Source organism: Kiloniella sp. EL199 (assembly GCF_900313065.1).
Classification (GTDB): Bacteria; Pseudomonadota; Alphaproteobacteria; order Kiloniellales; family Kiloniellaceae; genus Kiloniella.
Genome location: NZ_OMPU01000005.1, coordinates 160,442 through 181,151 on the forward strand (window position 1 = coordinate 160,442; position 20,710 = coordinate 181,151).

Consider the following 20,710-nt stretch of genomic DNA (forward strand, 5'->3'; position numbering starts at 1 on the left):
ATGTGGCTTTTAGTTTGCTATTTTTTATAGAAACCTGGGAACTGAACCCAAAATGTGGAGCTTTGCTCTGAATCATTTCTATAGCCAATTGTTCCCCCCATTTCTTGTGCCAGTTTTTTGGATATTGCCAAACCAATTCCTGTTCCTTCTACTTCTGATCCCTTGTGGTGTAATCTTTCGAAGGGGGTGAACAGTTTTGCAGTCATGTGCTTTGGTATACCCGGCCCCGTATCTGAGACATAAATATAAATTTTGTCATCGGGTAGATTCTGGCACCCAAATATTATTTTGCTTCCTTCGGGTGCATACTTAATCGCATTGGAAATGAAATTAATGATAATTTGCTTGAAACGAAAGCGATCCAGATAAACACTTTTGTCTGATTCCTGAATGTCTTTCATTGTAATCAAGCGCTTGCCGGCCTGTTCTCTAAACATTTCAAAGCATTCCCTAAACACCTCTTTGGGATAAAAATACTCAAGGTTAAAGGTGGCATAACCTGCTTCAATTTTTGACAGATCGAGAATTTGATTTATAAGCTCCAGCAGATATCTCCCTGCTTTTGTAATATTAGTTATACAGAGCTTTTGTTCATCGTTTAAAGGAGTATGATCATCTTCTTCCAGTAATTGGCTAAAGCCAATGATAGAGTTTAACGGCGTTCTTAATTCATGACTCATTGACGAGAGGAACTCGGATTTTGCTTTACTCGCCTTTTCTGTGAGTTGGGCCGTTTTTTGACGTTCTGTTATGTCTAAACCGGTTCCTTGGTAACCTAAGAAATTTCCTTCATCGTCAAATGTTGCTTCACCGTTTATAGAAAGCCACACGGTCTCCCCGTCAGGTTTTGTTCTTGTGTGGATGAATTCTCGAAATGATTCATGATTTGCCAAACAAGCCAGGTGCTTTTCCCATTGATCCTCAGTAATACCGGGAACGCCGGTCTCTTCCCGGGTTTTCCCGATAAGCTGCTCGGGATTAACGCCAGTTACCTTGCTGAAACGATTTGAGAAAAATGAAAACCTCAAATCAGTATCCATTTCCCAATACCAGTCTGCTGAACTTTGCGCGAACATTTTAAAACGAGATTCTGATTGTTGGGTTGTCTGGATTTGTTGATGTAACTCTTGATTAACCTTCTCAAGCTCTGATGTCCGTTTCGCGATTTGTTCTTCAAGCAAATTTTGGACGTGCTGTGATGCTTTGGCGGCTTGCTGCATGTCCAAAGTCATTGATTTAAAAGCGCGAAACAGATCACCCATTTCGTCCTGGCGCTGAAGTTGTTTTGCGTCAAGATTGCCGGGGAGTCCAAGCCCATAAGGATCGACACACAGGTTTTGTAGGCTTAAAATAGGTCGAAGGATATATAACCAAAGAACGGACACCGTAACAATTGTTACAAAAAATGAGATGAGCAAGACCAAACCGGAAACCCTCAGAACATAAGCTTCCAGTTGATTGGTAATTGAACCGGTATCCATACGGATATAGATGTTTTGTTGATGATCATGGTTGTCAACAGAAAGGCCCCAACCTACATCGTAAGAAGAAGTGTTTTCTGATATTTTTCGATAAACTTCGTTTGGAAGTAATTGCAACGATGAAGTTGTGGGAATTTGTCCAACAGAAATAACTTCTTTGCCATTGTTCTGTATTATCACGCCGATAATCTCGTGCATCCCGAAAATACTTCTGGGATTTGTTATATCTTCTACGCCCATTAAGTGGTGCTCACTCGAAAATGCCGAGGTAATAGCCACATATCCGGTGTGTTCCAGATCTGCAAAGAGTTTTTCTTTTTGGCTAGCGTAGGAGAAACACAGAATGATAATTTCGATGATAATGATCGAGAGGAAAATCATAAAACTGATTTTCCTGCACAAAGGAGAATGAAGTGCTGAGAAAAACCCAACAGGCCCTTGAGAGGCAGGGCTTTCTGAAGAACTCACTGCCATAATTTCCTAACTGTTATTATGTTTATGATTGAAGATAATTCAATATAGATAATTGAAGGTTAATACCGGAAAGCAGAGTGGTAAATAACAGGAAAGAGCTTGCTTCATCTAATTCTTGATAGGGGGGGAGGCAATTATTGTTTTCCCCTGTGATCTATGCACTATTCGGTTCGTTTTTTTTATGTCAATCTTTCGCTATAAACATTGTTATCAGAAAGTGTTGAAAAATGCGTGGGTGGGTATCTTCGGATGTGCAAGGGATAGATGGGCTAGAGTTTGTTGATCTGGATTTAAAGTTATCAGACAGACAGCAGCTTGTTATTGATGTGAAAGCGGCGGCTCTTAATTTTTCTGACCTCCTGATGTCGGAAGATAAGTATCAAGTTCGCCCCCCTAGGCCCTTTATACCGGGACAGGAAGTTGCCGGGACGATTGTTTCTGCGCCAGAGAATAGCCAATGGAAATCAGGTGATCGTGTTGCCAGTAAAATTTCCTGGGGTGGCTTTGCTGAACAGGCGCTGGTTCCTTGTGATGCTGCATTTTCTATTCCTGGTAATATTTCCTTTGAATTGGCTGCTGCGTTACCTGTTATCTACACGACTTCTATGATTGCCTTCTTTGACAGTACACAACTGCAGCCTGACCAAACTGTCTTGGTACATGCCGCGGCGGGTGGTGTTGGCCTTGCGGCTGTGGAAATTGCCAAGGCTATTGGCGCTCGGGTGATAGCGACAGCAAGCAATGAACAGAAACTGGATCTGGCCAGGGAGCATGGGGCGGATGTCTGTATCAACTATAGTGATCAAAACTGGGTAGAGTTGGTCAAGGATGCCACAAATGGAGGGGGTGCCGATGTTATTTATGATCCGGTTGGGGGCGAAATCGGGTTACAGAGTATACGATGTCTTGCCCGTAACGGCGTTATTCTGATCGTGGGATTTGCGTCGGGAACTATAACCGAGCTTCCGGCCAATCGGCTAATGCTTAAAAGAGCATCAGCCAAAGGGGTTTATTGGCATCATGATCAGGATGCCGCGCTGATAAAAGATATGATGGATAAGATGTTCGGGATGCTGGAAAAAGATCTTCTCAATCCGGTTGTCGATACACGATTTACGCTCGCACAGTTGCCTGATGCCATGCGGGCCTTGCAAAATAGAGAAACCGTGGGGAAGGTGGTTTTAGCTGTTTGAATCCTAGATGTTAGAAACTGGTTTTCCTGCTGTTCAGGCGAAGATTTTTCTCTTTTTGCACTTCTCTTTAGGTGAATTATCTGGGTGAGATGTGCGACTATGTTCCAGAAAAAAACAGGAAAATCCTCAGGAAGCCATCTTGTGAAAGTTTTACAGGGCGGTTTTGATGAGTTCGTTTCAGTTGCTATCCTCTTTATTATGACAGGTGTTGAGATGGTGATTTTGCCAGATACAGTTGAATTGAGTTTTGCCCGTACAGAATACGCAGAACGTCTGTTAAAAACGCGTCAGGCAATGCAAAATGCTGGTCTTGATAGTTTGCTGATCACGGACCCGGCGAATATGGCCTGGTTGACCGGGTATGATGGTTGGTCTTTTTATGTCCACCAATGTGTTATTGTCACGCTTGAGGGAGAACCGATCTGGTTTGGCAGGGGGATTGATGCGAACGGAGCCAAGCGCACAACTTACCTATCCCATGAGAATATCATTGAATATCCGGATCATTATGTTCAGTCAGATGAACGCCATCCTATGGATTACCTGTGCCAAATCCTGGAGAGTAAGGGACTTGGACGTCATTCTATCGGCGTTGAAATGGATAACTATTATTTCACGGCAGCGGCCTATGCGTCTTTAGTGCGGAATCTCCCGAATGCCAATTTTAAAGACTGTAAAAATCTTGTTCACTGGCAACGATCTGTGAAATCGGACCAAGAACTGTCCTATATGCGTAAGGCTGGGAAAATTGTGGAAGGGATGCATCAGCGTATCAGGGAAACAATTTGCCCGGGATTGCGAAAACATGAACTGGTCGCGGAAATTTACGATGCGGGATTGCGCGGTATTCCCGAATACGGTGGGGATTACCCCGCGATTGTACCACTTTTGCCTTCCGGGGCCGATGCATCTGCATCGCATTTGACGTGGAATGACAAGCCCATGCAGTCGGGCGAGGGAACTTTCTTTGAAATCGCCGGCGTGTATAAGCGTTATCATTGCCCATTGTCGCGGACAGTTTTTTTAGGAAAGCCGGATCAAAAGTTTCTTGATAGCGAGAAGGCTGTTCTTGAAGGCATGGAAGCTGGCTTGGAAAAAGCCAAAGCAGGTAATCTTTGCGAAGACATTGCGATTGCCTTTTTTGACGTTTTAGAAAAACATGGAATTATCAAAGACAGCCGCACAGGCTATTCCATAGGGCTTGCATATCCGCCTGATTGGGGAGAGCATACAATGAGCCTTCGCAAAGGAGATAAAACCGTAATGAAAGAGGGAATGACATTCCATTTCATGACCGGGCTCTGGTTGGATGACTGGGGGCTTGAGATTACCGAAAGCCTTGCGATTGGCGCGAACGGACCGGAACTGTTGTCCTCTGTTCCCCGGGAATTGGTCGTAATCTCATGATGGATCTGCTCTCTTCAACCAAAGAGATCTTGGGGAAACTGGTTTCCTTTCAAAGTCTGTCAGGACAATCCAATCTTGATATAATTTCCTATATTGAAGAGTACCTGAAAAGACATGGGATCTCATCGTCACTTTCCTATGACGAGACAAAAAAGAAAGCCAATCTCTATGCCACGATAGGTCCGGTTGTTGAAGGGGGCGTTGCTCTGAACGGTCACACCGATGTTGTACCGGTGAAAGGGCAGTCATGGGCAACAGATCCCTTTGTTCTTACAGAGCGAAATAATCGATTGTACGGGCGTGGCGCTGTTGATATGAAAGGGTTTTTGGCCTGTTCATTAGCGATGATTCCAGAGTTTCAACGTTCAGGGCTTAAGCGGCCAATTCATGTTTCTTTCTGTTATGACGAAGAAATTGGTGGTTTTGGTGCGCCTGTTTTGGCGGATGATATCGTTTCCAAGAATTTTAAACCTGATGTGATGATTGTTGGTGAGCCCACAAACATGGGGCTTGTCACAGGTCATAAGGCTGGAATGGAAATTACAACTCGCTTTACCGGGTTTGAAGTGCATTCTTCTCAGCCGAATAAAGGGGTGAATGCGATCGAATTTGCGTCTCGTTTTATTGGAAAGGTTTTGGAAGTTGGCGCCCGTTTGGCAGCGGAACCAAAGATTAACTCTCCTTATGATCCGCCTTATACGACGTGTAATGTCGGTCGAATTGACGGTGGTGCGGCAAGCAATATTACGGCAGGCAGTTGTGAGATAGTTTGGGAAATAAGACCAATTCCGGGTGATAACGGACAGGCTATTTTTCAAGAAATCCTCGATTTTTCAGATAATGAGTTGTTGCCAGAAATGCAGCGTGCATCGCCCGAAGCCAATATCGTGACAGTTCTGGATGCGAACATGCCAAGCCTGGATGCGAGTGATGATTCCCCGGCGGTTACATTGATCCGGAAGTTGACGGGGAGTAATACGCGCGGTGTTGTTTCCTTTGGGACAGACGCTGGTTATTTTGAACGCGTGGGATTGTCCACGGTTGTTTTTGGTCCGGGATCAATTGATCAAGCACACAAGCCTGATGAATTTATTGAAATTTCAGAGCTTGAGCGCTGTCTCTCTTTCTTGCATGATTTGGCGAAACACCAATCTCAATAAGAGAAGCCAATTTACAAAAAGAAAGTGAGGGTTACTGAATGTTCGCTGCTGGTCTTCGCCTTGATGATCGCGATATTGCTATTCTGAAAATATTGCAAACCGAAGGACGCATAACAAAGGCAGCGCTTGCTGAACGTGTAAATTTATCTCCTACACCTTGCTGGGCGCGGCTTCAGCGACTGGAAAAAGCCGGTGTTATTGAAGCCTACGAAGCACGGCTGTCGGTCAAAGTTTTTGCGCCGCTGTCGTTTGTATTTATGGAAGCTGAACTTGGCAGCCATCAGGCAGAAGATTTTGAACAGTTCGAACGAGCTGTTCAAGATTATCCAGAAATACAGGAATGTTGGGCCGTCGGTGGAGGCCTTGATTATATTCTCAAGATCGTGGTCAGGGATGTTGATGGATATCAGCGTTTTGTCGACCATCTGCTTGCGGCCAAGGTTGGCTTGAAGCGCTACTTTACCTATGTGGTTACAAAACCTGTAAAACAGACAAATGCTTTGCCCATTGATGTTTTGGTTCAAGAGGAAACGCCAAGCGTATAGACGAAATATCTGATTTTGACGATATAGACGAAAACTCTTCTGCTTTTTTCCTTGTCTTTAGACGCATTTTTCCTTTGAGACCCGATATTATGAGCTGCTGAATTAACTGCAGCCAAACGAATGATCTTCATCGATTGAAGCCAAATGGCAAGAAAACTTCAAGGAAAATAACATGCTTAGAAATGATCAACTGGCCGAGTGGGATCGGGATAATTTTTTTCATCCTTCAACACATTTGGCCCAGTTCGCCCGTGGAGATCTGCAAAACCGGATAATTTCCGGTGGGGAAGGTCTTTATATTGAAGATCGCGATGGTAACAAAACTCTGGATGCTTTTGCCGGGCTTTACTGTGTAAACATCGGTTATGGACGGCAGGAAGTTGCCGATGCAATTGCAGCACAGGCCAAAGAACTTGCTTATTATCATTCGTATGTCGGGCATGGAACTGAAGCGTCTATTACGCTGGCAAAAATGATTCTGGATCGGGCGCCCGCGAATATGTCCAAAGTGTATTTCGGCTTGTCCGGGTCTGACGCGAATGAGACCAATATCAAGTTGGTCTGGTACTATAATAATGTGTTGGACCGCCCTAAGAAAAAGAAGATCATTTCAAGATGGCGAGGGTATCACGGTTCTGGTCTGATGACTGGCTCTCTAACGGGGCTTGAGCTGTTCCATAACAAGTTTGATCTGCCATTATCGCAAGTCGTACATACTGATGCGCCCTATTATTACCGACGTGAAAAACTGGATCAGACAGAAGCTGAGTTTGTGCAGCAATGTGTCGATAGTCTGGAAGAACTGATTGCGCAGGAAGGGGCAGACACAATAGCGGCTTTTATTGGTGAGCCTGTTCTTGGGACGGGTGGCATTGTGCCGCCGCCTGCGGGGTACTGGAAGGCTATTCAGGCCGTTCTGAAAAAACACGATATTCTATTGATCGCTGATGAGGTTGTAACTGGCTTTGGTCGTTTGGGATCAATGTTCGGATCTGACCACTATGATATAGAGCCAGATATCATCACGATCGCCAAAGGTTTAACATCAGCCTATGCACCTCTTTCCGGATCAGTTGTATCGGAAAAGGTTTGGAAAGTTCTAGAGGAAGGAACGGACAAGCTGGGGCCTATTGGTCATGGTTGGACCTATTCAGCACATCCGATTGGGGCGGCGGCAGGTGTTGCAAACTTAAAGCTGATTGATGAAATGAATCTGGTCTGTAACGCACGTGAAATGGGGACTTATTTCAACAATGGTTTAAAAAACGCTCTGTCTGATATTTCGATTGTTGGTGATGTCAGAGGGGAAGGTATTCTCTCGGCTATTGAATTTGTCAAAGATCGTGATGACCGTATCTTCTTTGATGCGGCAGATAAGATTGGGCCGCAAATCGCCACTGTTTTGCTGGAACGAAGCAAGGTTATTGGTCGTGCGATGCCACAAGGTGATATTCTCGGGTTTGCCCCGCCGCTTTGTATGACGAAAGAAGAGGCGGATATTATTATTGAAGCCGCCAGAGATGCGATTTCCTATGTTGCTGAAAAAGTTATCTAAAGCTTGAAAGATACGCCAACTGTGCGGATATAATTTTGCTCTGAATAGTTGGCGTATTTTGTTTAGGAAATGCCGAGTAGGTTTCGAGCTTCCTGTGCTGTGGCGATTGTTTTGCCCATTGCCAATACATAGTTGTATGTCTGTGCGATTATTTCGGCAGTCGAGTTCGCCTCTTTGCCGGATTTGAGATAGGCGTTATTTTCAAACCCAACCCGGGCGTGTCCGCCCTGTGTGATTGCTTCAGAAGCACATAGAGCTTCGCTATGGCCAAAGGCGCAGACGAACCAAGGGCCAAAATCAATTACCTCTGAATCCCGTTTTATTTTTAGAAAAGGTGTGAGTTCTTCAACTTTGCCCAGATTATCTGAGGCATAACGGCCCAGAACAAAAAGAAGGGATGGCTGTGCTTTGGGTATTAAGCCTTTTTGAGCAAGATGTAGAAAGCGTTTAAAATCTCTCGCATCATAAAGAATGTGCTGAACATGAACCGAAGCCTCTTCGGCCCAGTGATAGAATTCAGATCCATGGGCCTCTTCGCCGTTGGGCATCATCTCCCTCAAAGCAACGCTGACGGCTTCGGGTTTGACGCTCTTGACGCAACTGGCCTGTTCTTGTGGACTAAATCGTCCAACGGCCTCTGTTGTTATCTGAACCAAGAGGTCGTTGCCGATTGCCTCTTTAATGCCGTTTAGAACTTCTGTGTAAAGGCCAGAATCAAGAACATGTTGCTGATCCTGATTTCTGACATGAAGGTGGGCCATTGCTGCACCTGCTTTTTGGCAAGCAATAGCTTCTTCTATGATTTGGGGAACCGTCACTGGCAGGTTCTGGTGATCTAATCTGGTTTTCCGGGCACCGTTCGGGGCTGCCATAAGGATGGTTGGCGACATTACTTTAACTTCCTAGTGCATCAAAGACAGATGAGAAACTGGTGGACAGCTTCTCGACAATTTCTTCGATATGGTCATCTTCAATAATAAAAGGCGGTGCCAGTAGAACATGATCACCGTTTTTACCATCGATGGTTCCGGGCATTGGATAGCAGATCAAGCCGTTTTCAAAGGCTGCCTTTTTGATTTTTGCGTGAAGCGCGAGGCTTGGATCGAAAGGTGTTTTTGTTTCTCTGTCCTTTACCAATTCCAGCGCGATGAACAGGCCGCGCCCCCTGATATCACCAACAAAGGGGTGTTGCCCGAATTCATCTGTAAGGGCTTGTATCAATTGTTCCGAGCAGTTATTAACGTTGTCCAGAAGGTTGCGTTCCAACATCGTTGAGACAACAGCATATCCGGCGGCGCAAGCGGTCGGATGCGCTTGGTAGGTATGGCCGTGTTGGAAAAATCCGGACCCGTTTTCTATGGCACTATAGACATTCCCGGTACATAGCATAGCACCAATGGGTTGATAGCCTGCGCCAAGTCCCTTTGCGATACAGAGGATATCCGGGGTGATGCCGTCGTGCTCGCAGGCGAACAGAGTGCCGGTGCGCCCCATGCCACACATAACTTCGTCAAGAATAAGCAAAACACCGTATTGATCACAAATTTCGCGAATGCGTTTCAAGTATCCAGGTGCTGCGGCAACTGCCCCCATTGTTGCGCCGACAACGGGTTCACAGATAAAGGCTGAAACTTTCTTGGGGCCGACTTTAAGAATCTCTGTTTCCAATCGATTTGCAGCACGTAATCCATAAGCGTCATCACTCTCGCCCTCTTGCTGGTCGCGATAGGGGTAACAGGGATCAATGTGCGACATGGGAACAAGCATCGGCATGAAGGGTTCGCGTCGCCACTTGTTACCACCAGCTGAGAGTGCTCCAATTGTATTGCCGTGGTAGCTTTGCCAGCGGGCGATAACGTGGGATCTGTCATTATCCCCGTGTTCCAGATGGTACTGACGGGCCAGCTTTAATGCAGCTTCGACAGCTTCCGAGCCACCAGAAACATAATAAACGCGATCTATACCTTCTGGTGCGTTTGCAACAAGCAGATCGGCCAGCTTTTCAGCAGGTTCGGTTGTAAAAAAACCGGAATGAGCAAAAGCCAGCTGATCTGTTTGTTTTTTTATGGCTTCCTGTACGACTTGATCAGAGTGGCCAAGGCACGATACCGCAGCGCCACCAGATCCATCAAAATAACGCTTGCCGTTTTGATCAATAACGTAACAGCCTTCACCTGCAACAGCTGTTGGCAGATTGGTTTTTGTGTGACGTGGAAATACATGACCCATGTTTGCTCTCCGGGACAAAGCGAAACCTTTGCCAAATGCATAATATGACAAACAGAGTTCGCTAAAATATCGTTTGTGTCAATAAGTGAGATATAATAACATTTGTTATATTTTGGTGTGTTGAGAGAGGATAAAATGAGCCTGGTTGATAAAGCCCGTATTGTTGAGCGTTTGACGAAAGAGCTGAACGCATATCCTCGCAGTTTACGTCGTGTTGCAATGTTTATCATCGATAATCCTGCTGAGTTTGGGATGAAATCAATTCGGGATTGTGCCGAAGCCACAAGCGTCAGCACCAATACTCTGGTGCGCCTGGCACAAAAGCTGGGGTTTGAGAGTTATAACCAGTTAAGAGAGCCGTTCAGGGCCGCCTTGACAGCCAGCGCGTCTAATTCAAATACAACCCAGTGGGTGAATGAGCTTTATGATCGTGGTGGTATTGAACGGGTACGAGCAGATACGGTTACCAGTGTTATTGGTAATGTTACTGAAGCTTTACGTCACAATGAAGCCGAGGATGTTGAACAGGCTGCTGAAATGATTCTGAATGCTCGGGATGTGTACTTAATGGGGACACGTGCGCCTTATACCTTAATCCATTATCTCTACTATGTTGGCAGAATGGCCCTGCCAAATTTAATTGTGACGCCGGGACCTGCCAATTCTCCCGTTGATGAGATTTTGACGGTTGAGGCTGAAGATGTGGTGCTTGCTGTTTCGATCTCCCCCTTTTCAAGGGAAACGATTGAAGCTTGCAAGATTGCCAAATCAAGAGGGGCTAAACTAATCCTGATGTCTGACAGCACGGCCAATTCTTTGCCCCTTAAACCAGATGTGACCTTGATCTCGCCAATTACGACGCCTCGGAATTATAAAGACTTTGTCGGGTTTGACAGTTTTGTCGGATTTTTTGCATTGGCAGAATGGCTTATGACAACTCTGGTTGAAAAAGGAGCGCCGGATACAAAGCAAAGAATCCAGAGCTTTAATGAATATCGTAAAGAGACAAATGTCTTCTGGAAGTCTTGAGGGACTTCATTCCCAAAGGTGTGTGTAAACTAAGGCTTTTTGAGGTTTTCAAATGTATAATTCAGAAAAAGAACAAATGTTATCTGTTGACTGTAAATATTACATACGCAACCATGTAGGAGATAAGAACTCGCATAGTAGTTCATCAGACAGGGAAAATATGAATTGGCTATTTCTTTAGTGGTTGTTTTGACGTAAGTTAAACACATGAAACGAAAGTAGATTCGAAAAGGTAACAACGGATCCAATATACTTTTCGTAGTTTTTGAACAGGCTTTGTTCAGAGACTATTGCCAATAACAAATAATCTACCTGTCAGGACAAAAGAATTCTACGGTGCTTTTGCATCGGGATTACCTTTGAAACTTCGTTGTTGAAGATTTTCAATGGTTTATAAGATTTAATCCTTGTGTGTGAGGGTTAATAGTATTCGTTTGTGGTTCGGCACATGAATATGATTGTGGGATAAAGCAGCTGAAAAAGTTGATATCCTACAAGATACTTAGAGTTATTAAAAAAGCATGAAACCAAGGAGTAGGCATGTTTGTAAAAAGAATGGCAATGACAGCAATAGCAAGTGTAGCATTGATGGCATCTTCTGCTTATGCTGACACAAATCACGTTGTTATCGGTACAGGTGGTCAAACAGGCGTATATTATCAAGTTGGTGGCGCGATCTGCCGTTTGGTTAACAAAGGTACAAAAGATCACGAAATTAACTGTACTCATAAAACAGGCGGTTCCGTTGATAACATCAATGGTATGCGCGCTGGTGATATCGACATGGGTGTTGCTCAGTCTGATTGGCAGTATCACGGTTATAACGGTACTGCGCCAGAGAAGTTCCCTGACGGTGCTTACAAAGAACTCCGTGCCGTATTCTCTGTTCACCCAGAGCCGTTCACGGTTGTTGCACGTGCTGACTCCGGCATCAAAACCTTTGATGACCTGAAAGGTAAAAAAGTAAACGTCAGTAACCCTGGTTCTGGTGCCCGTGCGACAATGGAAGTTGTCATGGATAAAATGGGTTGGCAGATGAGCGATTTTGCACTTGCTTCAGAGCTTAAATCTGCTGAACAAGCTGCCGCACTTTGTGATAACAAAGTTGATGCGATCGTGTTCACTGTTGGTCACCCGTCAGGTACAATCACAGAAGCAACGACTTCTTGTGACTCAAAGCTGATCACTGTTGATAATGATGTTATTCAGAAGCTTGCTTCAGATAATGATTACTATGCAATGACATCTATTAAAGGTGGTACTTACAACGGTAACCCAGAAGATGTAACAACATTTGGTGTTGGTGCTACTTTTGTGAGCTCCACAGCTGTTGATGACGAAGTTGTTTATCAAATGGTGAAAGCTGTTTTTGATAACTTCAAACGTTTCAAAAAAATGCACCCTGCATTTGCACATCTTAAAGAAGAAGACATGATTACAAAAAATCTGTCTGCTCCACTTCATGATGGTGCTGTTCGTTACTACAAAGAACGTGGCTGGATGTAATCTGGTTATCTAATGCTAGGGCGGAAGAACTATGGTGCTTCCGCCCTATCTCTATTTATGGTCAGTTTATTGTTTGGGCCTGTGATATTTTTAGTTTTGTATATCAGAAATTATGAACTCCATTTAATCTGATTGTTAACACATGAAGCACTGGCAAAAATGGTTCTCAGAAGTCACAAAGCCGGGCATAGCTAACAGGGATATAGGGGATGTCTTCAGAAAATTCGAATACTGCTCTGAGTGATGAGGAGCTTCAAGACCTCGTCGCATCGACAGATACGGGGGGGCGAATACCCTCTAATAAAACAATTATTCTCGTCATGTCGGCTACGGCACTGATTTGGTCGATTTTCCAGGTCTGGATTGCGTCTCCGATACCGTATGAACTGGGGTGGGGAGTGTTTTCGACACGTGAATCCCGTCCAATTCATCTTGGTTTTGCTGTGTTTTTAGCCTTCTTGGCTTATCCGGCTTTCAAAAATTCACCACGTCGCCGTATTCCTATGGCGGATTGGGTTTTGTCCATTGTTGGAACCTTTTGTGTTCTCTATCCATTTTTAGCCGATACGTCTCTCGCTGAAGCTATTTCCGGGTTGCGGTTATCGAACCGCCCAAGTAACCCGACAGGGTTTGATATCGTTGTTGCTGTGATCGGAATGGTTCTTCTGCTTGAAGCAACCAGACGTGCTCTTGGGCCACCTTTGATGGTCGTGGCAATTGTATTCCTAAGTTACACTTTCTTTGGTCCGTATGCGCCTGACCTGATTGCTTGGAAAGGGTCATCTTTTGGGGGGACAACCTATCATCAGTTCCTCGGCGACGAGGGTGTTTTTGGTATTGCTTTGGGTGTTTCTACCGATCTGGTTTTCCTCTTTGTGCTGTTTGGTGCCCTGTTGGATCGTGCCGGTGCCGGTAACTACTTTATCAAGGTAGCTTTTGCGCTCATGGGACACTTTAGTGGCGGACCTGCAAAGGCTGCTGTGGTTGCTTCGGGGATGACGGGCCTTATTTCCGGTTCTTCCATTGCAAACGTTGTTACCACGGGAACATTTACCATTCCTATGATGAAACGGGTTGGTTTTAACTCTGAAAAATCAGGTGCGGTCGAGGTTGCATCCTCTGTGAATGGCCAGATCATGCCACCAGTTATGGGGGCCGCTGCGTTCCTTATGGTGGAGTACGTAGGCATTTCTTATTTCGAAGTTGTGAAACACGCCTTCCTCCCGGCGGTAATTTCCTACATTGCTTTGGTGTATATTGTACATCTGGAAGCCAAAAAGTTGAACATGCAGGGGCTGTCTCGCCATGGCGAAACAAAACCAACATCATGGGTACTCATGTCTTGGGGAATTACACTTTCCATGATTATCGCTTTGGCTGGCGGACTGTACTACCTGTCCGTAGTTTATCAATTACTTGAAACATCAACGGCACGGTTGGCAGGAATTGTCGGTGTTCTTGCTATTATGTACGGCATTGCTGGCTTTCTTAAAAAATCTGCGGATGAATCTACTGTTGCCAAGACGATTTCCACTGGTGCGATGGTTTTGGGAACGACTGTCATTGGTGCTTTTGGGTTGTTCTTTGTCATCGATTTGATCAAGGCAACTTTTGGGGACGAGACGCAATGGGTCATTATGGCTCTGATTTTTGTTGCGTATCTCTTACTGGCTCGAATTAGTTCTTCTTACCCGGATCTCGAGATGGATGATCCCAACAGCGCGGTCGTTGAGCTGCCGAAAACAGGCCCGACTGTGAAGTCTGGATTACATTTCCTGTTACCTGTTGTGGTTCTAATCTGGTGTTTGATGGTTGAGAGGAAGTCACCGGGAACGTCGGCTTTTTATGCTGCTGCCTTGATGATTTTTATCCTGTTTACACAGCGTTACCTTTTTGCGTTCTATCGCGGCGAAGGAACGGCGGGTACAATCCGGAGAGGCCTTGACGAATTGGTCGAAGGCATGATTGCCGGGGCGAGAAACATGATTGGTATCGGTATTGCCACTGCAGCAGCTGGTATTATTGTGGGAGCTGTTTCTCAAACTGGTGTCGGGTTGAAACTCGCTGCTTTGGTTGAGTTCTTGTCCCTTGGTCATATCATGTTGATTTTGTTCTGGACTGCGGTCCTTAGCTTGATTCTGGGTATGGGGTTGCCGACAACAGCAAACTATATTGTTGTTTCATCCTTGCTGGCTCCAGTTATTCAATCTCTTGGTCAGCAAAACGGACTGGATGTGCCACTGATCGCGATACACATGTTTGTCTTCTACTTTGGCATCATGGCAGATGTGACACCGCCAGTTGGATTGGCATCTTTTGCTGCGGCTGCTGTATCAGGGGGCGATCCAATTAGAACAGGCTTTGTTGCTTTCTTCTATTCTCTCCGGACGGCTTTACTTCCTTTCCTCTTCATCTTTAATACGGCCTTGTTGTTAATTGGAGTGGATTTCTTTGAAGGAGTATTGATCTTCATTATTGCTACTGCGGCCATGTTGATATTTACGGCAGGTACCCAAGGGTACTTCTTGGCTAAATCAAAGCTTTGGGAATCCTGTGCACTGGTCCTAATTGCCTTTACTTTTTTCCGTCCTGGTTTCTGGATGGATTTGGCAATTGAACCTTATGAAGAGCGTGGTGGAAGTGGGCTTGTTCAGGCCATGGCTGATGTGAACCCAGATGAAAAAATTCGTTTGATCATTTCTACTGAAGACGATGTAGGGGACCCTATTGCCCTTACATTGATGATGAAGGTTGGTGATGAAGCATCAGGTCCTGAGCGTCTTGAAGGCTATGGTCTGGAACTTCTAGAAGACGAAGGAAAGGTTATTGTTGATGGAGTTACCTTTAACTCTGCAGCTGAAAAAGCCGGGTTCGATTTTGATCAGGTCATCACATCGGTTGGTGTGCCTGTTGAGCGTCCTGCTAAGCAATGGTTCTATATTCCTGCACTCTTGTTGCTTGGGTTTATTGTACTATTGCAACGTCGCCGTCGTAATCCACTTGCTGAAACAGCAGCCGTTTAAGGAGATTTTGAATGTTTAAACATATCCTGTTGGCCGTTGATCTCGACCAGAAAGAAAGCTGGGGCAAGGCGCTTCCTACCAGTGTTGAATATGCCAAGGCTTTTGGATCAACACTTCATATCATGACGGTTGTTCCCAACTTTGGCAGCAGCATTGTGAGCTCTTTTTTCCCAAAGGATCATGAAGAGCAGATGATGGAAGGGGCAAACAAGGCGCTGCACAAGTTTGTCGATGATAATATCCCTGATGATATCAAGGTTCAGCACATTATTGGGCACGGGAATGCTTATGAAGAAATCCTGCGTATTTCTGAAGAGATAAGTGCCGATGTTATTATCATGGGGGCGCATCGTCCGCGGATGGAAAATTATCTCTTGGGGCCAAATGCTGCGCGGGTGGTCCGTCACGCCAAGTGCTCTGTTTTGGTTGTTCGTGATTAACGACGTGTAAGCTTTTCTCGCAATTGAACAACAGGCTCGGTTATGAAAATGATCGGGCCTGTTTTTGTGTTTATTGGATAGGGAATATACGGAACTTCTTGAAATGATGGATCTTCTTTTTTTGTTGTGTCATCATATTTGAAAGCCTTTTCGTACTGGTTGCAAAAGACCTAAAGGAAAGGCGAGACAATACAACTGATAAGTAGAGCGCTTTTTTGTCTTTGATAGAAAATGCACTGACAGCGTAAAAAAACGCTAGGGGGATAGATGGGCATTTTTCATAATTCATCACTGGGGTTATTTCTTCTACGCTTTGGCCTTGGCGGCATGATGATTTTGCACGGTATTCATAAGCTTGGGAACCCAGGTTCTATTCAGTTCATTGGCGGCAAGTTGGCCTCTATGGGATTGTCTGAATTTATGGCCTATGGTGTGTTTGTTGGTGAAGTGGTTGCACCGCTTATGATCATCGCCGGGTTTTATTCACGGCTGGGGTCTTTGCTGGTCGCGGTTAATATGATTTTTGCTCTGGTGCTGGTTCACAGCCATCAACTCTTGCTTTTGGATAGCCGAGGGGGGTGGCAACTGGAACTTCAAGGTTTCTTCTTGATAACTGCCTTGGCACTTCTTTTCACAGGCAGTGGACGTTTTGCTATTAAACCGGATTAGGCAAGCCAGATTATAGGTCAAATTTCATTAAGATGTAAGCGGTGCACAGCGACCTTGTGCACCGCTTTATTTTTATGTGAGTTGTGTTTCAGGCTGTCTCTCAACCCAGAGCATGATGCCCAGAGAAATGAGACCAAGGATGGCAAAGGAATAGACCAGGGGTAAAACCGTGGTATCGTAGTTTTGTCCAATAGCAATGCCGATTGCCATGCAGATATAAGTTGTCAGGGATCCAACAACGGCGGAACCAAGGCCAGCAAGCTTGCCAAGAGGTTCCATGGCAAGAGTATTGAAGTTTCCGAACAAGATACCAATGCAGAAGAAACTAAGCATCATATAGATCATAAATGACCATAGCTGTGGTTGTCCCGAAGCCAGAGTTGCCGGGATCAGAAACAAAATGGCTAGGATGGTCATGGTAATCAGGGCTATTTTGGAAAGCTTTCTCATGCCAAATTTCATAACAAGATTGGCATTGGTTAAAGAAGCTGCACCGATTGAAAGAGAAAGGATTGCAAAATAGAGAGGGAAAAGCTCTGTAATGCCATATATATCCTGAAAGATCTGTTGGGCGCTGGTGAGATACCCGATGAAGGCCCCAAAAATAATACCAGCGGCAAGAGTATAGGCCAAAGCCTGTTTATTGGTGAGGATCGTCTTCAAACCATGCCAGAAATGTCCAAAGGTCAGGGATATCCGATGTTCTTTTGCAAGAGTTTCTGGTTGTCTGCACGCAAACCAAAAAAGAACAATACTGGCGAGTAGGAAGAAGCTGTAAAAGATAGCCTGCCAGTCAAAGAGTATCATAATTGATTGCCCAAGGGCCGGTGCAATTGTCGGCACAATGATAAAGACGGACATAATAAAAGACATAATGCGTGCCATGGCACGCCCTTCAAATTGGTCGCGGACTAGGGCAACCGAAATGGTTCTTGGACCGGAAGCTCCAACGCCCTGGAGTAAGCGCCCAAGTAACATAATGTTAAAGTCGCTAGCCGTGGCAGAGATTATTGAACCGATGATAAAAATTGTTAATCCGCAATAGATAACAGGCTTTCGACCAATGCTGTCAGACCAGGGACCAAAGAAAATCTGTCCCGTAGCCAGTCCCAAAAATATGATGCCGATTACAAGCTGTACGTCATTTGGTTTTGTAACGGCAAGTTCTTGCCCGAGCAAAGGCAGGGCGGGCATCATTGCATCAATGGACAGAGCAGACAATGACATCAAAAAAGCAATAAGTGCTATGAATTCTCCTGATCGAAGAGGAGTTGTGGGGCGTGTAAATGGCATGGGGCTCTCAAAAAGACATAAACTTATATCTCATCATATAAGGACCCTTATAAGATCGGGCAAGTCGAGGTGCTTTATTCAGTCAACTCATTTTGTGCAGAATTTTCTTTTATCCAGCCGTAAACTTTTCTGACATACGGGGAGGCGCCCTCCCGTAGTTGGAGGCAATAGGAACGATCACTTCTCACAGATTTTGGCCAAGCGATTACAAGTTCATTTTGCTCAAGCTGTTCTTCAATAAGGCCTTTCCAACCCAAGGCCAGTCCTTGATCTCTGATAGCAGCTTGTAAAACGAGGGTGTAATTACTGAGGCCGATTGTTGTTAGTGGAGGGGATTTTTCGACATCTTGCTGTTCTAGCCAACTTTTCCAATTGTGCCAGTCAGTGTCTGAAGAAGCGGTCAAATCCAGCAATGTCTTATCAGATATGTCTGCAGGACTATTGAAGGGGCCGTGCTCGGCAAGAAATTTTGGACTGCAAATCGCGAAAACTTCTTCGGCAAAAAGAATATGATTTCGTGTGTCAGGGATCGGAGATTCTTTGAGGGATATGACCAAGTCACTTTGAAAGTCTATGGGGTTATCAGGTGTCTGCGATGTGAAAACCTGAATGTCGAGGCCTGTTAGATCGTTTCTCAAATCGGCCAATCGGGGCACCAGCCAGTGACCGGCAAAGGCAAAGTCGGTGCTGATGCGGACCTGCTTTGTTGATCTCCTGTTTTGGATGTTTTCAAAGATGTCACGGACAGACTGGAAGTTTGTGTGGGTCGCATCGAAGAGGGCTTTGCCCGTAGGTGTCAGCTTTACGCCGCGATTTTGTCTCAAAAAGAGAGGTTCGCCGACAAAAGTTTCCAGACGTTTGATCTTTTGACTAAGCGCGGGTTGCGTGATGTTTAATTGTTCTGCGGCTTTTGTCAGGCTGCCCAGCCTGCTGGCAGCATCAAAAGCGTGAAGTTCGGCGATGTGTGTGTGAATTTTGTTATCTAAATTATTTATGGTAGTCATGTCAAATCTCAATCTACAAGCCGAAATTTATTTGTCATATAATTTGGATCGTAATTTTTGTTATGTCTTATGGTCAATCAAATTATTGCTATTGCGATTGACTGTTTTCTAGATAGAGGATCTCGGCAATGAATGCGCAACCAAATATTTTAATCATCATGGTTGACCAGTTGAACGGAACATTATTTCCGGATGGACCAGCTGGTTTTCTTCACGCTCCGCATCTTAAAGCCTTGGCCCAAAAATCTATGCGTTTTCAAAATAACTATACGGCAAGTCCTCTTTGTGCGCCGGGACGTGCGTCATTTATGGCGGGGCAATTGCCTTCGAGAACAAGAGTTTATGATAATGCGGCTGAATATGCGTCAGATATTCCAACCTATGCGCATCACCTGCGACGGGCAGGGTATTACACCTGTTTGAGCGGGAAGATGCATTTTGTCGGGCCGGATCAGTTGCATGGTTTTGAGGATCGTTTGACGACCGATATCTATCCGGCTGACTTTGGCTGGACACCTGATTATCGAAAGCCCGGCGAGCGAATTGACTGGTGGTATCATAACCTTGGCTCTGTGACGGAAGCTGGAGTGGCTGAAATAAGCAACCAGATGGAATATGATGATGAAGTCGCGTTCCACGCTCAACAAAAACTGTATCAACTTGCTCGAGAACAAGATGGTGAAAGGCGTCCCTGGTGCTTAACTGTTAGTTTCACACACCCCCATGATCCCTATGTTGCTCGTCGTGAATTTTGGGATCTTTACAATGATTGTGAATACTTGGAACCAACGGTTAAGCAAATTGCCTTTGATGATCAGGATCCACATTCTCAACGCATATATCTTGCGAATGATTATGAGAACTTCGATATCAAGCCTGAGTATGTAAAGCGATCACGCCAAGCATATTTTGCGAATATCTCCTATCTTGATCAAAAAGTAGGCGAGCTTGTCAGTGTTCTTGATCGTTGTCGGATGCGTGATGATACCATTATTGTTTTTTGTTCTGATCATGGGGATATGTTGGGCGAGCGCGGACTGTGGTTCAAGATGAATTTCTTCGAGGGTTCGGCGCGTGTTCCCTTGATGATTTCTGTGCCAAAAGGCAAAACAGGCTTGGTAAAAGCACCGGTTTCAAACCTTGATGTTGTTCCAACCCTTGCCGATCTTGCTGGTGTTGATCTAAGTCAGGTTGAACCATGGACAGATGGCGAAAGTCTGATTCCCTTGATGAACGGGGGGACGCGCAATAATCCGGTTTATATGGAATATGCGGCTGAAGGGTCTTATGCACCGTTGGTTTCTGTTCGTGAGGAAAAATACAAATTCATCCATTGCGAATTGGACCCGCCCCAACTCTTTGACTTGGAAGAAGATCCCAACGAGATAATAAATCTGGCTGAGGACAATCGCTATTCAAGTTTGGTTGAACAATTCATCATGAAAGTCAGAAATAGATGGGACATGGCTTTGTTTGATACGCAGGTACGAGAGAGTCAGGCACGTCGCTGGGTTGTCTATGAAGCTTTGCGAAACGGAGGGTATTTCCCATGGGATTTCCAACCCTTGCAAAAAGCATCAGAGCGATACATGCGCAATCATATGGATTTGAATATCCTTGAGGAAAGTGCCCGCTTTCCTCGTGGGGAATAATATGTCGAAAACCTGACAAGTGTGTAGATTTGAATTCCACTTATAGTGAT

General features: G+C 45.0%; 16 protein-coding genes. 11 read left to right on the top strand and 5 right to left on the bottom strand.

The window, feature by feature from the left end:
- Nucleotides 1–17: 17 nt before the first annotated feature.
- Entirely contained in the window at nt 18–1,949 is a 1,932-nt protein-coding gene (locus D9A03_RS03185) for an ATP-binding protein (protein ID WP_162937955.1), read from the bottom strand.
- A gap of 233 nt (nt 1,950–2,182) precedes the next feature.
- On the opposite strand from D9A03_RS03185, the gene D9A03_RS03190 reads away from it, so the two are divergent.
- From D9A03_RS03190 to D9A03_RS03210, 5 genes are all read left to right on the top strand, one after another.
- The gene (locus tag D9A03_RS03190; protein ID WP_120495798.1) at nt 2,183–3,148 is read left to right on the top strand and encodes an NADPH:quinone oxidoreductase family protein; all 966 of its coding nucleotides are present in this window, start codon (nt 2,183–2,185) and stop codon (nt 3,146–3,148) included.
- 141 nt (nt 3,149–3,289) lie between these two features.
- A complete protein-coding gene (gene doeA / locus D9A03_RS03195) occupies nt 3,290–4,555 on the top strand; it encodes an ectoine hydrolase DoeA (protein WP_254054962.1) in 1,266 nt (421 codons plus the stop codon).
- Nucleotides 4,552–5,715 carry an acetylornithine deacetylase gene (gene argE / locus D9A03_RS03200; protein WP_216825367.1) on the top strand — a complete coding sequence of 388 codons (1,164 nt, stop codon included), beginning with the start codon at nt 4,552–4,554 and terminating at the stop codon, nt 5,713–5,715. Before doeA ends, argE begins: the two co-directional genes overlap by 4 nt.
- A 38-nt stretch (nt 5,716–5,753) precedes the next feature.
- Entirely contained in the window at nt 5,754–6,260 is a 507-nt protein-coding gene (locus D9A03_RS03205; RefSeq protein ID WP_120495799.1) for an Lrp/AsnC family transcriptional regulator, read from the top strand.
- A gap of 172 nt (nt 6,261–6,432) precedes the next feature.
- The gene (locus tag D9A03_RS03210; protein ID WP_120495800.1) at nt 6,433–7,815 is read left to right on the top strand and encodes an aspartate aminotransferase family protein; all 1,383 of its coding nucleotides are present in this window, start codon (nt 6,433–6,435) and stop codon (nt 7,813–7,815) included.
- A gap of 62 nt (nt 7,816–7,877) precedes the next feature.
- Here the strand turns inward: D9A03_RS03210 and D9A03_RS03215 are convergent, their stop codons facing one another.
- Entirely contained in the window at nt 7,878–8,705 is an 828-nt protein-coding gene (locus D9A03_RS03215) for a 3-keto-5-aminohexanoate cleavage protein (RefSeq protein ID WP_120495801.1), read from the bottom strand.
- A gap of 4 nt (nt 8,706–8,709) precedes the next feature.
- Entirely contained in the window at nt 8,710–10,044 is a 1,335-nt protein-coding gene (locus tag D9A03_RS03220; protein WP_120495802.1) for an aspartate aminotransferase family protein, read from the bottom strand.
- A 135-nt stretch (nt 10,045–10,179) separates the two neighbouring features.
- Between D9A03_RS03220 and D9A03_RS03225 the strand changes: the two genes are divergently transcribed.
- From D9A03_RS03225 to D9A03_RS03245, 5 genes are all read left to right on the top strand, one after another.
- On the top strand, nt 10,180–11,073 hold the full coding sequence (locus D9A03_RS03225) for a MurR/RpiR family transcriptional regulator (RefSeq protein ID WP_120495803.1): 894 nt from the start codon (nt 10,180–10,182) through the stop codon (nt 11,071–11,073).
- Nucleotides 11,074–11,613: 540 nt separating this feature from the next.
- The gene (locus D9A03_RS03230; protein ID WP_120495804.1) at nt 11,614–12,579 is read left to right on the top strand and encodes a TAXI family TRAP transporter solute-binding subunit; all 966 of its coding nucleotides are present in this window, start codon (nt 11,614–11,616) and stop codon (nt 12,577–12,579) included.
- 209 nt (nt 12,580–12,788) lie between these two features.
- Nucleotides 12,789–15,602 (top strand): TRAP transporter permease, encoded by a 2,814-nt coding sequence (locus D9A03_RS03235; RefSeq protein WP_120495805.1) that lies wholly within the window; start codon nt 12,789–12,791, stop codon nt 15,600–15,602.
- A gap of 11 nt (nt 15,603–15,613) precedes the next feature.
- Nucleotides 15,614–16,042, top strand: coding sequence for a universal stress protein (locus tag D9A03_RS03240; protein ID WP_120495806.1), 429 nt, complete (start codon nt 15,614–15,616; stop codon nt 16,040–16,042).
- Between the two features lie 267 nt (nt 16,043–16,309).
- A complete protein-coding gene (locus D9A03_RS03245; protein WP_174233626.1) occupies nt 16,310–16,711 on the top strand; it encodes a DoxX family protein in 402 nt (133 codons plus the stop codon).
- A 72-nt stretch (nt 16,712–16,783) separates the two neighbouring features.
- Here D9A03_RS03245 and D9A03_RS03250 read toward each other — a convergent pair whose 3' ends face one another.
- Entirely contained in the window at nt 16,784–18,004 is a 1,221-nt protein-coding gene (locus D9A03_RS03250) for a multidrug effflux MFS transporter (RefSeq protein WP_120495807.1), read from the bottom strand.
- 74 nt (nt 18,005–18,078) lie between these two features.
- The gene (locus D9A03_RS03255; RefSeq protein WP_120495808.1) at nt 18,079–19,008 is read right to left on the bottom strand and encodes a LysR family transcriptional regulator; all 930 of its coding nucleotides are present in this window, start codon (nt 19,006–19,008) and stop codon (nt 18,079–18,081) included.
- 128 nt (nt 19,009–19,136) lie between these two features.
- On the opposite strand from D9A03_RS03255, the gene betC reads away from it, so the two are divergent.
- On the top strand, nt 19,137–20,660 hold the full coding sequence (gene betC, locus D9A03_RS03260) for a choline-sulfatase (RefSeq protein ID WP_120495809.1): 1,524 nt from the start codon (nt 19,137–19,139) through the stop codon (nt 20,658–20,660).
- Nucleotides 20,661–20,710 lie beyond the last annotated feature (50 nt).

Coding starts and splice junctions, on each gene's coding strand:
- D9A03_RS03190 (WP_120495798.1), top strand. CDS start 2,183: ATGCGTGGGTGGGTATCTTCGGATGTGCAAGGGATAGATGGGCTAGAG.
- argE (WP_216825367.1), top strand. CDS start 4,552: ATGATGGATCTGCTCTCTTCAACCAAAGAGATCTTGGGGAAACTGGTT.
- D9A03_RS03205 (WP_120495799.1), top strand. CDS start 5,754: ATGTTCGCTGCTGGTCTTCGCCTTGATGATCGCGATATTGCTATTCTG.
- D9A03_RS03210 (WP_120495800.1), top strand. CDS start 6,433: ATGCTTAGAAATGATCAACTGGCCGAGTGGGATCGGGATAATTTTTTT.
- D9A03_RS03215 (WP_120495801.1), bottom strand. CDS start 8,705: ATGTCGCCAACCATCCTTATGGCAGCCCCGAACGGTGCCCGGAAAACC.
- D9A03_RS03220 (WP_120495802.1), bottom strand. CDS start 10,044: ATGGGTCATGTATTTCCACGTCACACAAAAACCAATCTGCCAACAGCT.
- D9A03_RS03225 (WP_120495803.1), top strand. CDS start 10,180: ATGAGCCTGGTTGATAAAGCCCGTATTGTTGAGCGTTTGACGAAAGAG.
- D9A03_RS03230 (WP_120495804.1), top strand. CDS start 11,614: ATGTTTGTAAAAAGAATGGCAATGACAGCAATAGCAAGTGTAGCATTG.
- D9A03_RS03235 (WP_120495805.1), top strand. CDS start 12,789: ATGTCTTCAGAAAATTCGAATACTGCTCTGAGTGATGAGGAGCTTCAA.
- D9A03_RS03240 (WP_120495806.1), top strand. CDS start 15,614: ATGTTTAAACATATCCTGTTGGCCGTTGATCTCGACCAGAAAGAAAGC.
- D9A03_RS03245 (WP_174233626.1), top strand. CDS start 16,310: ATGGGCATTTTTCATAATTCATCACTGGGGTTATTTCTTCTACGCTTT.
- D9A03_RS03250 (WP_120495807.1), bottom strand. CDS start 18,004: ATGCCATTTACACGCCCCACAACTCCTCTTCGATCAGGAGAATTCATA.
- D9A03_RS03255 (WP_120495808.1), bottom strand. CDS start 19,008: ATGACTACCATAAATAATTTAGATAACAAAATTCACACACACATCGCC.
- betC (WP_120495809.1), top strand. CDS start 19,137: ATGAATGCGCAACCAAATATTTTAATCATCATGGTTGACCAGTTGAAC.